This window comes from Pseudomonas sp. B7(2017), from assembly GCF_002112745.1.
GTDB classification, from domain to species: Bacteria; Pseudomonadota; Gammaproteobacteria; order Pseudomonadales; family Pseudomonadaceae; genus Aquipseudomonas; species Aquipseudomonas ekonensis.
Genome location: NZ_NEIP01000001.1, coordinates 622,854 through 635,635 on the forward strand (window position 1 = coordinate 622,854; position 12,782 = coordinate 635,635).

Sequence of the window (12,782 nt, forward strand, 5' to 3'; positions counted from 1 at the left end):
GTCGAGGAATCCGCCATGGCTTTCGAAGCAATGTTCCAGCCGATCCAGATCGGCAAACTGACCATCCGCAACCGCGTGCTCAGCACCGCGCACGCCGAGGTCTATGCGACTGACGGGGGCATGACCACCGAGCGCTACGTCAAGTACTACGAAGAGAAAGCCAAGGGCGGCATCGGCCTGGCGATCTGCGGCGGTTCGTCGGTGGTGGCCATCGACAGCCCGCAGCAGTGGTGGAGTTCGGTGAACCTGTCCACCGACCGGATCATCCCGCACTTCCAGAACCTGGCCGACGCCATGCACAAGCATGGCGCCAAGATCATGATCCAGATTACCCACATGGGCCGCCGCTCCCGCTGGGACGGCTACAACTGGCCGACCCTGATGTCGCCGTCGGGCATCCGCGAACCGGTGCACCGCGCCACCTGCAAGACCATCGAGCCGGAAGAGATCTGGCGGGTGATCGGCAACTACGCCCAGGCCGCGCGCCGGGCCAAGGCCGGCGGCCTGGACGGCGTCGAGCTGTCGGCGGTGCACCAGCACATGATCGACCAGTTCTGGAGCCCGCGGGTCAACAAGCGCACCGACGAATGGGGCGGCACCTTCGAGGGCCGCATGAAGTTCGGCCTGGAAGTGCTCAAGGCCGTGCGCGCCGAGGTCGGCGACGACTTCTGCGTGGGCATGCGCATCTGCGGCGACGAGTTCCACCCGGACGGCCTGTCCCACGAGGACATGAAGCAGATCGCCAAGTACTACGACGACACCGGCATGCTCGACTTCATCGGCGTGGTGGGTTCGGGCTGCGACACCCACAACACCCTGGCCAACGTGATCCCCAACATGAGCTACCCGCCGGAGCCTTTCCTGCACCTGGCGGCCGGGATCAAGGAAGTGGTCAAGGTGCCGGTGCTGCACGCGCAGAACATCAAGGACCCGAACCAGGCCACCCGCATCCTCGAAGGCGGCTACGTGGACATGGTCGGCATGACCCGCGCCCACATCGCCGACCCGCACCTGATCGCCAAGATCAAGATGGGCCAGGTCGACCAGATCAAGCAGTGCGTGGGCGCCAACTACTGCATCGACCGCCAGTACCAGGGCCTGGACGTGCTGTGCATCCAGAACGCCGCGACCTCCCGCGAATACATGGGCGTGCCGCACATCATCGAGAAGTCGGCAGGGCCGAAACGCAAGGTGGTGATCGTCGGTGCCGGCCCGGCAGGGATGGAAGCTGCCCGTGTGGCGGCCGAGCGCGGCCACGACGTGACCCTGTTCGAGAAGAAGGAATTCATCGGCGGCCAGATCACCACGGCGGCCAAGGCGCCGCAGCGTGACCAGATCGCCGGCATCACCCGCTGGTTCCAGCTGGAGCTGGCGCGCCTGAAAGTCGACCTGCGCCTGGGCGTGGCGGCGGATGCGCCGACCATCATGGATCTGCGTCCGGACATCGTGGTGCTCGCCGTCGGCGGCCATCCGTACCTGGAGCAGAACGAGCACTGGGGCGCCGCCGAAGGGCTGGTGGTCAGCAGCTGGGACGTGCTCGACGGCAAGGTCGCGCCGGGCAAGAACGTGCTGGTCTACGACACCATCTGCGAGTTCACCGGGATGTCGGTCGCCGACTTCCTCGCCGACAAGGGCAGCCAGGTCGAGATCGTCACCGACGACATCAAGCCGGGCGTGGCCATCGGCGGCACGTCGTTCCCGACCTACTACCGCAGCATGTACCCCAAGGAAGTGATCATGACCGGCGACATGATGCTGGAGAAGGTCTACCGCGAGGGCGACAAGCTGGTGGCGGTGCTGGAGAACGAATACACCGGCGCCAAGGAAGAGCGGGTGGTGGATCAGGTGGTCGTCGAGAACGGCGTGCGCCCGGACGAAGAAATCTACTACGCGCTCAAGGAAGGCTCGCGCAACAAGGGCCAGATCGACGTCGAGGCGCTGTTCGCGATCCAGCCGCAGCCATCGCTGAGCCAGGCGGGGGACGGCTACCTGCTGTTCCGCATCGGCGACTGCGTGGCCCAGCGCAACACCCATGCGGCGATCTATGACGCGCTGCGGCTGTGCAAGGACTTCTGAAGACTTGCACACAACCCTGTGGGAGCGGGCTTGCCCGCGATAGCGGTGGATCAGTCGATGAAAATGTGACTGACAGAATGCATTCGCGGGCAAGCCCGCTCCCACAGTAACCGCAGACCGTGTTTCTCCAGGCTGTACTGGTGGGAGCTTCACCATGTTGAACACCCTTCTTCCGATCCTGCTGTTCGCGGCCATCGCCCTCGCGGTGTTGGGCGCGTTGCGGCGGGTGGCCATGTGGCGCCGGGGCCGTGCCTCGAAGGTCGACCTGATCGGCGGCCTGTTCGCCATGCCCAAGCGCTACATGGTCGACCTGCACCACGTGGTGGCGCGGGACAAATACATCGCCAACACCCACGTCGCCACGGCGGGCGGGGCGGTGGCGTCCATCGTGCTGGCGATCCTGGTGCACGGCTTCGGCCTGCACAACCGCATCCTCGGCTACGCGCTGCTGCTGATGACAGCCGTGATGTTCGTCGGCGCGGTGTTCGTCTACCGCCGTCGGCTCGACCCACCTTCGCGCCTGTCCAAAGGCCCGTGGATGCGCCTGCCGAAAAGCCTGCTGGCGTTCTCGGCCTCGTTCTTCCTGGTGACCTTGCCGGTGGCCGGCATCCTGCCGCAGGACTTCGGCGGCTGGGTGCTGGCGGCCATCCTGGGCGTCGGTGTGCTGTGGGGCGTGTCGGAGCTGTTCTTCGGCATGACCTGGGGCGGACCGATGAAACACGCCTTCGCCGGTGCCCTGCACCTGGCCTGGCACCGCCGCGCCGAACGCTTCGGCGGCGGTCGCTCCACCGGCCTCAAGCCGCTGGACCTCAACGATCCAGATGCGCCGCTGGGCGTGGAGAAACCGAAGGATTTCACCTGGAACCAATTGCTCGGCTTCGACGCCTGCGTGCAGTGCGGCAAGTGCGAAGCGGCGTGCCCGGCGTTCGCCGCCGGCCAGCCGCTGAACCCGAAAAAGCTGATCCAGGACATGGTCGTCGGCCTGGCCGGCGGCAGCGACGCGAAGTTCGCCGGCAGCCCGTATCCGGGCAAACCCGTCGGCGAGCATTCGGGCAACCCGCACCAGCCGATCGTCAACGGCCTGGTGGACGCCGAGACCCTGTGGTCGTGCACCACCTGCCGCGCCTGCGTCGAGGAATGCCCGATGATGATCGAGCACGTCGATGCCATCGTCGACATGCGCCGTCACCTGACCCTCGAAAAGGGTGCGACCCCGAACAAGGGCGCCGAGGTCCTGGAGAACCTGATCGCCACCGACAACCCCGGCGGTTTCGCCCCGGGCGGGCGGATGAACTGGGCGGCGGACCTGAACCTCGACGTGCTCGGCGAGAAGAAATCCACCGACGTGCTGTTCTGGGTCGGCGACGGTGCCTTCGACATGCGCAACCAGCGCACCCTGCGCGCCTTCGTCAAGGTGCTGAAGGCGGCGAAGATCGACTTCGCCGTGCTGGGCCTCGAAGAGCGCGACAGCGGCGACGTGGCCCGGCGCCTGGGCGACGAGGCGACATTCCAACTGCTCGCCAAGCGCAACATCCAGACCCTGGCCAAGTACCGCTTCAACCGCATCGTCACCTGCGACCCGCACAGCTTCCACGTGCTGAAGAACGAGTACGGCGCCTTCGACGGCAACTATCTGGTGCAGCACCACAGCACCTACATGGCGGAACTGATCGGCGACGGCGCGCTGAACCTGGGCCAGCACAAGGGCGACAGCGTGACCTATCACGACCCGTGCTATCTGGGCCGCTACAACGGCGAGTACGAAGCGCCGCGCCAGGTGCTGCGGGCCCTGGGCATCGAGGTCAAGGAAATGCAGCGTTCCGGCTTCCGTTCGCGCTGCTGCGGCGGCGGTGGCGGGGCGCCGATCACCGACATTCCGGGCAAGCAGCGGATCCCCGACATGCGCATGGAAGACATCCGCGAAACCGGCGCTGCCCTGGTGGCCGTGGGTTGTCCGCAGTGCACGGCGATGCTCGAAGGCGTGGTCGAACCGCGTCCTTTGATCAAGGACATCGCTGAGCTGGTGGCCGACGCGCTGCTGGAGGAGTCCGCCTCGGGCAAGCCCGCCGCCCCGGCCAAACGTGAACCTGCGGAGGCCCACTGATGAGCGACATTATCCGCCGCGATCCGCGCGCCGAATGGATCGCACGCAACCGTCTGCATCCGCTGCACGCAGCCATGCAACCGGCGCAGCACAGCTGGATGGGCCCCCACGGGATCGTCCGCAAGAACCCCCACGGCGTCGGCTTCATCGGCCCCAACGGCATCAAGCGCATCGACCGCAGCGGTGCCCAGCAGGGCGGGGCGGCCAAGCGCTCGGCCGCCGTGGAAGTGCAGTTGCCGCTGCACCAGGTGCCGACACCGGCGTTCTACATCAGCGTGGTGCCGGACATGGTCGGCGGCCGCCTGAGCAGCCACGACCGCGACCTGCTGGGCCTGGCCCGTCAGTTGGCCGGCCAGGACGGCGCGGTGCTGGCGGTGGTGTTCGGCGAGCACAAGGAAAGCGCCTTCGCCACGGCGGGCGTCGACCGCCTGCTGGTGCTCGAAGGCGAGCAATTCAACGGTTATGCACCGGAGCAACGGGTGCAGGGCCTGCGGGCTGTGGATAACCAGTTCGCTCCGCGCCACTGGCTGCTGCCCGACAGCCGCAGCGGCGGCGGCGAACTGGGCCGGCGCTTTGCCGCAGCCCTGGGCGAACGCCCGGCGACGCGGGTGTGGCAAGTCAAGGATCAGGAATGCACCGGCCGCGCCGGGGCAGGCCTGCAGGATCTCGTCCGGCCGCTGGCGCGGCTGATCCTGGCCTCGGCCGAATGCGCCGAGCCGGTCAGCGAGACCCGCCACGAAGCGTTGCCGGTGGAGTTATCCACAAGCGTTGCCCGCAGCCTGTCGCGCATTGAGGATCTGGGCGCGGTGGCGGTGGATCCGGCGGCGATCCCGATGGCCGAGGCGGAGTTCATTTTCTCCGGCGGCAACGGGGTCAAGGACTGGGATCTTTTCCACAGGACGGCCGCCGCCCTCGGCGCCACCGAAGGCGCTTCGCGGGTGGCGGTGGACGATGGCTTCATGTCCCGCGACCGTCAGGTCGGCGCGTCCGGCACCTGGGTCACCGCCCGGGTGTACGTGGCGGTGGGGATTTCCGGGGCGATCCAGCACCTGCAAGGCATCGGTGCCTGCGACAAGGTGGTGGCGATCAACCTCGACGCCGGCTGCGACATGATCAAGCGCGCCGACCTGTCGGTGATCGGCGAGAGCGCCGAGGTGCTGCAGGCCTTGATCGCGGCGGTGGAAGCCTGGCGCAACGGCGCCAAACGTGATGCGGCTTGAGGAAAGGGTCATGAACGCGAAAGTCATCAGTCTGGTTTCAATCGGCGCCCACCCGACCTCGGGCCGGCCGCGCCGCGCCGAGCAGGACGCCCGGGCCGTGGAGCTGGGCCTGCAACTGGCCGGGGACGGCCTGCAAGTGCTGCACGCCGGCGACATCGCCGAGCCTGCGCTGCGCGCCTACCTGGGCATGGGCCTGGAGCAGATGCACGTGCTGGAGCAACCGGCGGGGGCGGACGCGCTGCCGGCGCTGACCGACTACCTGCGCGGGGCCGGGGCCCAGGTGGTGCTCACCGGCAGCCAGGCGGAAACCGGCGAAGGTTCGGGGATGCTGCCGTTCCTGCTGGCCGAAGGGCTGGGCTGGCCGCTGGTGGTGGGGCTGGCGCAGGTCGAATCGATCGACGGCGGCTCGGCGCTGGTGCTGCAAGCGCTGCCGCGCGGGCAGCGGCGGCGGCTGAAGGTGCGCCTGCCGTTTCTGGCCACTGTGGATAACGCCGCGCCCAAGCCGCGGCAAAGCGCCTACGGGCCGGCCCGGCGCGGTGTGCTGCAACCTGAAGACGTCGAAGTGGTGGACGACGGCCTGTTGGCGGCAGCGACGCTGCAACCGGCCAAGCCGCGCCCGAAGCGGCTGAAGGTGATCAAGGCCAAGAGCGGCGCCGACCGGATGAAGGCCGCCACGGCCAAGGCCAGCGGCGGGGGTGGACAGGTGCTCAAGGGCGTCAGTGCCCAGGCGGGGGCCGAGGCGATCCTCAAGCTGTTGATCGAGGAGGGGGTGGTTCGCTGAATCCCCTGGGGGCGCAGTGGCGCTCTCACTGACGCCATCGCCAGCAGGCTGGCTCCCACAGGGGTTGTGGTGCAGCTGAAAACTGTGGGAGCCAGCCTGCTGGCGATGAGGCCGACGAGACATTTGCTCCCACAGGCTTTACCCACAATCCCTGTTGGCGATTCTGTGGATAACATGTTCGCCCCTCCACAGACCCCACGCCAATCAAGCCCTGCAGCCCTGCGATCAAAAAACGATCAGCCTAAGTCACGGTTTTTTCGGCCTTTTTCCCATGGCGGCCGACGAAAGTTTCCCCCAATCTCTGTTGGCCCTTTTGTGGATAAGATGTTCGCTCTCGGCTGAAAGCCCCACAGAACGTGGCTTGCAAGGCGCTGATCAAAAAACGTTCAATTCAGCCTTCGCATACACAAAACGCCTTCAACGGCCGGTTTATTCAACAGCCTGGGCGCTTTTCCACAGCAATCTCAAAGTTACCCCCGAACTCTGTTGGCGCTTCTGTGGATAAGGTGTTTGCCATACGCTGAAAGCCACGTTCTGCGTGGCTTGCAATGATCTGATCAAAAAATGATCATTGCGCGCGTTCGCGTATCGTCCTGAATAATCCACGGTTTTTCCTCGCCGAAAGCCCCCGTTTCTGTGCGGATTGTCCGCAGTTGTCCCCATTAGCTGTGGGTGGTCATGTGGATAACTTGTTCGCCAAACCCTGAAAGGCCCGCCGGGCTTAGTCCAAACGGCAATTGCTCAGATTTCATACAGTTCTAAGGGCCTGCCTTGACTTCGATCCGGCGGCTGTCTTCACTCCAATGGCACAAGGACAGCCGTCACTTATCCACATCCGGTTCAGGGAGAACGCCGTGATGGATAGCCATTCACTCCGCCCGCTCCCCGTTCCCTGTGTGCCGCGCACTGCGTGGCCGGCACCCCGGCCGCGCAAACGCACGCTGCGCCGCGCCGCCAACCAGCGCGCCCGTCTTTAGCGCTTTTGCAATGCCCACTGCCCAAACCGCCGTACTGCCGCCGGCTCCGTCCGGAGGCCAGGTGCCGTTCGCCCCATGATCGCAGGCAGCCGCAGAGTTGCCCCGTCAGCCTGAGAGAGGAACCTACCCATGTCACGGATCGCAACGCCCATCAGTGAGATCAAGGAACACTACGACGTGATCGTCATCGGTTCGGGGTACGGCGGCGGCATCGCCGCCTCGCGCCTGTCCCGGGCCGGCAAGAAGGTCTGCCTGCTGGAGCGCGGCCGGGAAATCCGCCCCGGCGAGTACCCCAACACCATGATCGCCGCCACCGAAGAGCTGCAGGTGCACGACCCCGACGGCCACATCGGCTCGCGCACCGGGCTGTTCGACCTGCACGTCAACGCCCAGCAGAACGTGGTGGTCGGCTGCGGCCTGGGCGGCACGTCGCTGATCAACGCCAACGTCTCCCTGGAGCCTGAGCCGGGCGTGTTCGAGGATCCGCGCTGGCCGCCGGAAGTGCGCGCGCACCGCGACACCCTGCTCAAGGACGGCTACGCCCGGGCCCGCGAGATGCTCAAGCCCAACCCTTACCCCGCCTCCGCACCGAATCTGCCCAAGCTCGACGCCAACAAGAAGTCCGCCGATTTCCTCAAGCAGGGCGCGCATTTCTACAAGCCGCCCATCAACGTGACCTTCGACAAGCTGCCCAACAACACCAACCATGTCGGCGTCGAGCAGCTGCCGTGCAACCACTGCGGCGACTGCGTGTCGGGCTGCAACAACAAGGCCAAGAACACCACGCTGATGAACTACCTGCCGGACGCCTGGAACCACGGCGCGGAGATCTTCTGCCAGGCCCAGGTGCGGCACCTGGAGCGCGACGGCGACGGCTGGATCGTGCACTTCCAGTACCTGGACAGCGGCCGCGAGAAGTTCTCGGCGCCGACCCTGTTCGTCAAGGCCGACATCGTCGTGGTGTCCGCAGGCACCCTGGGTTCCACCGAAATCCTGCTGCGTTCGCGCGACAAGGGGCTGGTGATGTCCGGTCAGCTCGGCGAGAACATGAGCGGCAACGGCGACATCCTTGGCTTCGGCCACAACTGCGAGCAGACCGTCAACGGCATCGGCTTCGGCGCGCACTCGGCCAAGGAACTCAAGCCGGTGGGGCCGTGCATCACCTCGATCATCGACATGCGCACCGAAGGCGACGTCAGCAGCCGCATGGTCATCGAGGAAGGCTCGATCCCCGGTGCCCTGGGCCGGCCGATGGTGCCGGCGATGGCCGGGTTCGCCGAAGCGCTAGGCAAACCCACCGACGACAGCTTCAGCGGCAAGGTGAAATACAAGGAACGCGAAACCGAAAGCTTCCTGCGCGGCCCGTACCATGGCGCGCTGCACAACATGCAGACGTACCTGATCATGAGCCACGACAGCGGCCAGGGGCGGATGGTGCTCGACAGCAAGGATCAGCTGCGCATCGACTGGCCCGGCGTCGGCGAGCAGGACAACTTCAAGATCGGCAACGAGCGCCTGCACCAGAGCACCAAGGCCCTGGGCGGGATCTGGGTGGAGAACCCGATCTGGACCAAGCTGCTCAAGCACAGCATCGTGTCGGTGCACCCGCTGGGTGGCTGCGTGATGGGCCAGGACGCGGCGCAAGGGGTGGTCAACCACAAGGGCCAGGTGTTCAGCGGCGCCAGCGGCACCGACGTCTACGCCAACCTGTACGTGACCGACGGCGCGGTGATCCCCACCTCCCTGGCGGTCAACCCGCTGCTGACCATCTCCGCCGTGAGCGAGCGCAACATGGGCCTGTTGGCCGCCGACCGCGGCTGGCACATCGACTACACCTTGCCGTCGGCGCCGCGCAAGCAAGTGGCGCCGCCGACCCTCGGCGTGCAGTTCACCGAGACCATGAAAGGCTACTTCTCCCGGGCGTTCACCGCGGCGCAGAGCACGGACCTGAAAGTCTACGAGGCGGCGGCCAAGCGCGGCGAGGCGGACAACTCGCCGATCGACTTCACCCTGACCATCACCGCCAACGACCTCAACCGGATGATCAAGGAGCCGACGCACGCCGCGACGATCGTCGGCACGGTGATCGCCCCGGCGCTGTCGCCCGAGCCGCTGACCGCCAGCAATGGCGTGTTCAACCTGTTCGAACAGTTCGAGCAGCAGGTCGACACCCGTCACATGAAATACGACATGAAGCTCACCGCCGAGGACGGCAACGACTACTTCTTCAGCGCGTTCAAGACCGTGCCGGAGGACAACGGCGTGCTGAACATCTGGCACGACACCAGCACCCTGTACGTCACCCTGTACCGCGGGCCGGACAAGTCCGGCGAGGTGATCGGCTCCGGGGTGATGCACATCAAGCCGGCGGATTTCGCCAAGCAGATGACCACCATGAAAGTGCTCAACGCGCGCAACGAGCGTGAGCGCATCGAGGGCCTGGCGCGGTTCGGCAAGTTCTTCGCCGGGATCCTCTGGGAAAGCTACGGCGGGGTGTTCGCCGGGGACATCTACTTCAACCCCGATGCGCCGCCGCGGCTGAAGCGGCCGCTGGACGCGCCGACCCCGGACGTGCATTTCTTCCCCACCGAGGACGGCGTCCAGCTGCGCCTGACCCGCTACCGGGCCGGCAGCAAGGGGCCTGTGATGCTGGTGCACGGGCTGGGCGTGGGGTCGAACATCTTCTCCACCGACACCATCCAGACCAACCTGCTGGAGTTCCTCTGCAAGCACGACTACGACGTATGGCTGCTGGATTTCCGGGTGAGCATCCTGCTGCCGGCGAGCAAGAAGGAATGGAACGGCGACCAGATCGCCCAGTACGACTTCAAGGCCGCCATCGGCCAGATCCGCCGCGAGACCGGGGCCAAGGACGTGCAGTGCGTGGTGCACTGCTACGGCGCGACCACGTTCTTCATGTCGCTGTTGGCCGGCCTGCAGGACGTGCGCTCGGTGGTCTGCTCGCAGATCGCCGCCGACACGGTGGTCGCCACCGCCACGGGGCTCAAGGCCGGGCTGCACCTGCCGGGCATGCTCGACGCCATCGGCGTCAAATCCCTCACGGCCTACGCCGACAGCAAGGAGAACTGGTTCAACAAGCTGTACGACAAGGCCCTCAACGGCTACGCCAGGATCGAGGCCCAGGGCTACTGCACCAACCCGGTGTGCCACCGCATCACGTTCATGTACGCCTCGCTGTACCGCCACGACACCTTGAACGAAACCCTGCACGAGAACCTGCATGAGCTGTTCGGCGAGTCGAACATGCAGACCTTCGAGCACCTGGCGCTGATCGTGCGCAAGGGCCACCTGGTGGACTTCAAGGGGCACGACGTGTACATGCCGCACTTCGAGCGGCTGAGCATGCCGATCTGCTTCATCAGCGGCGCCGACAACCAGTGCTACCTGCCGGAAAGCACGCTCAAGACCTACGAGCGGGTGTGCAAGGTGCATGGGCCGGAGCGCTACAGCCGGCATGTGGTGCCGGGCTACGGTCACATCGACTGCATGTTCGGCAAGAACGCCGTGGTGGACGTGTACCCGATCATCCTTGAACACCTGGAGAAGACCGCCCTCGGTTGACGGGGCCGCATCGGCCGCTTCGCGGGCAAGCCCGCTCCCACAGGGATCTGCGCCGGGCGCAGATCCCGAGTGAGGCTCCGCGCTCCTGCGGGAGCGGGCTCGCACGCGAAGGCGGCGCATCAGGCGCTGCACCTTCGGGATCCGCACAAGGAAATGGATGATATGGACAGCTATCTGCGCTGGTTTCAACGCTTCATCTGGCTCGGCATTCTGATGAACATGGTGTTCGCGATCCCGGCGCTGTTCGCGCCGGGGCTGCTGACATCCGTGGTCGGCCTGCCGCCCCAGCTCTCCGACCCGTGGCTGGAGAACGCCGGGATGCTGCTGGTGGGCATCAGCGTGTTCTACATGCCGTCGGGCTTCAACGCGCCACGCTATGTGGTGCACTCCTGGCTGTGCGTGCTGACGCGGCTGATCGCCGTGGCGTTCTGGATCTACCTGATCAACACCAGCAGCCAAGGCTCGGTGTTCGTGCCGATGCTGATGGGCGACCTGAGCTTCTTCCTGATCCTGGGCATCCTGCTGTACCTGGGCAGCGCCCCGGAGAACCGGCCGCTGCCGCTGCTGTGCGCCGGCTGGCGGGAATGGCGGGCGGGCTGGGCCCGGCGCTGGCAGAACCACGGGTTCAAGGTGGCCACGTTCGTGGTCGTGGCACTGCTGGCGTTCATCGGCTACCAGACCTGGTACCAGATGCTGCGGGTGGTGCCGGAGCAGGAGTACGCCTCCGACGAAGACCACTACAAGTACGCCGCCATCGGCCTGGGCATCGAGGCGCGGATCCCGTACTACCTGTTTTCCGTGCTGCCGCAGATGTGCCCCGAGAAGATGCCGAAACCCGGCGGCTGGGAAGTCTTCGGCTTCCTGTTCGAGAACGGCAAGGACTTGCCCATCGGCATGGCCAAGCGGCAGATCGGCTACCCGACCGTCGAACCCAATTGCGCGCTGTGCCACACCGGCTCCTACCGGGCCAACGCCAGCGACGTGGCGATCAACGTGCCGAGCGCACCGGCCAACACCCTGCAGCTGCAGGCGTTCCAGTGGTTCGCCTACGATTGCGCCAGCGACCCGAAATTCACCACCGACGCGGTGATGGCGGCGATCAACGCCAAGTTCCAGCTGGGCTTCTTCGAGCGCCTCTACAACCGCTTCCTGATCATCCCGATGGCCAAGACCGCGCTGCTCAAGCAAAAGCAGGCCTACGCCTGGCAGAAACTGCGTCCGGCCCAGGGGCCGGGGCGCACCGACACCTTCAACCCGACGAAGATGGTGGTGTTCGGCTTCCCGGACGACTCGACCATCGGCACCGTCGACCTGCCGCAGGTGTGGAACCAGAAGCCGCGCGAGTCGATGTACCTGCACTGGGACGGCAACAACAACAAGATCCACGAGCGCAACTACGCGGCGGCGATGGCCGTGGGCGCGACGCCGCAATCCGTGCTGCCGCCCAGCTTCAACCGCGTGACCAATTGGCTGCTGGGGCACAAGGCGCCGGCCTGGCCGTGGGCGCTGGATCAGGCCAAGGTCGCCCAGGGCAAACCGATCTGGGAAACCAACTGCGCCGGTTGCCATGACTTCGGCCGCACCGACACAGGCCAGGTCACCACCAACATCGACCAGTTGGGCACCGACCCGCACCGCCTCGACTCGTTCACCACGGGGCTGGTCGCCGCGTTCCACACCTTCAAGACACCGCCGTTCGACTTCGGCGCCTACCGCAAGACCCAGAGCTACAGCAATACGCCCACCGACGGCATCTGGCTGCGGGCGCCGTACCTGCACAACGGTTCGGTGCCGACCCTGTGGGACCTGCTGCAGCCGCCTGAGAAACGGCCGCAGGTGTTCTACACCGGCTCTGACGTGTACGACCCGGTCAACGTCGGCTTCGTCACCAGCGGCGCGCAGATGAAGGCCTCGGCGGACTTCAAGTACGACACGCGCCTGGAGGGCAACCACAACAGCGGCCACCAGTACGGCACGCAACTGTCGGACGTGGACAAGCGCGCCCTGATCGAATTCATGAAAACCCTGTGAACCCTTACGGA

Annotated in this window: 6 protein-coding genes; all 6 read left to right on the forward strand. The window is 65.9% G+C overall.

Translation table 11 applies throughout. From position 1 onward, the window contains the following. Nucleotides 1-15 precede the first annotated feature (15 nt). Complete coding sequence (gene dgcA / locus CAG29_RS02940; protein ID WP_085580653.1) at nucleotides 16-2,076, forward strand: dimethylglycine demethylation protein DgcA; 2,061 nt, start codon at nucleotides 16-18, stop codon at nucleotides 2,074-2,076. 154 nt (nucleotides 2,077-2,230) lie between these two features. Beyond that, the gene (gene dgcB, locus CAG29_RS02945) at nucleotides 2,231-4,180 is read left to right on the forward strand and encodes a dimethylglycine demethylation protein DgcB (RefSeq protein WP_085580651.1); all 1,950 of its coding nucleotides are present in this window, start codon (nucleotides 2,231-2,233) and stop codon (nucleotides 4,178-4,180) included. Beyond that, entirely contained in the window at nucleotides 4,180-5,400 is a 1,221-nt protein-coding gene (locus tag CAG29_RS02950) for an electron transfer flavoprotein subunit alpha/FixB family protein (RefSeq protein ID WP_085629996.1), read from the forward strand. Before dgcB ends, CAG29_RS02950 begins: the two co-directional genes overlap by 1 nt. 10 nt (nucleotides 5,401-5,410) lie before the next feature. Beyond that, complete coding sequence (locus tag CAG29_RS02955) at nucleotides 5,411-6,181, forward strand: electron transfer flavoprotein subunit beta (RefSeq protein ID WP_085580647.1); 771 nt, start codon at nucleotides 5,411-5,413, stop codon at nucleotides 6,179-6,181. Between the two features lie 1,106 nt (nucleotides 6,182-7,287). Then, nucleotides 7,288-10,740, forward strand: a complete 3,453-nt coding sequence (locus CAG29_RS02960; protein ID WP_085693840.1) for a GMC oxidoreductase — start codon at nucleotides 7,288-7,290, stop codon at nucleotides 10,738-10,740. 162 nt (nucleotides 10,741-10,902) lie between these two features. Further along, a complete protein-coding gene (locus CAG29_RS02965) occupies nucleotides 10,903-12,771 on the forward strand; it encodes a hypothetical protein (RefSeq protein WP_085693841.1) in 1,869 nt (622 codons plus the stop codon). Nucleotides 12,772-12,782: the final 11 nt, after the last annotated feature.

Coding starts and splice junctions, on each gene's coding strand:
- dgcA (WP_085580653.1), top strand. CDS start 16: ATGGCTTTCGAAGCAATGTTCCAGCCGATCCAGATCGGCAAACTGACC.
- dgcB (WP_085580651.1), top strand. CDS start 2,231: ATGTTGAACACCCTTCTTCCGATCCTGCTGTTCGCGGCCATCGCCCTC.
- CAG29_RS02950 (WP_085629996.1), top strand. CDS start 4,180: ATGAGCGACATTATCCGCCGCGATCCGCGCGCCGAATGGATCGCACGC.
- CAG29_RS02955 (WP_085580647.1), top strand. CDS start 5,411: ATGAACGCGAAAGTCATCAGTCTGGTTTCAATCGGCGCCCACCCGACC.
- CAG29_RS02960 (WP_085693840.1), top strand. CDS start 7,288: ATGTCACGGATCGCAACGCCCATCAGTGAGATCAAGGAACACTACGAC.
- CAG29_RS02965 (WP_085693841.1), top strand. CDS start 10,903: ATGGACAGCTATCTGCGCTGGTTTCAACGCTTCATCTGGCTCGGCATT.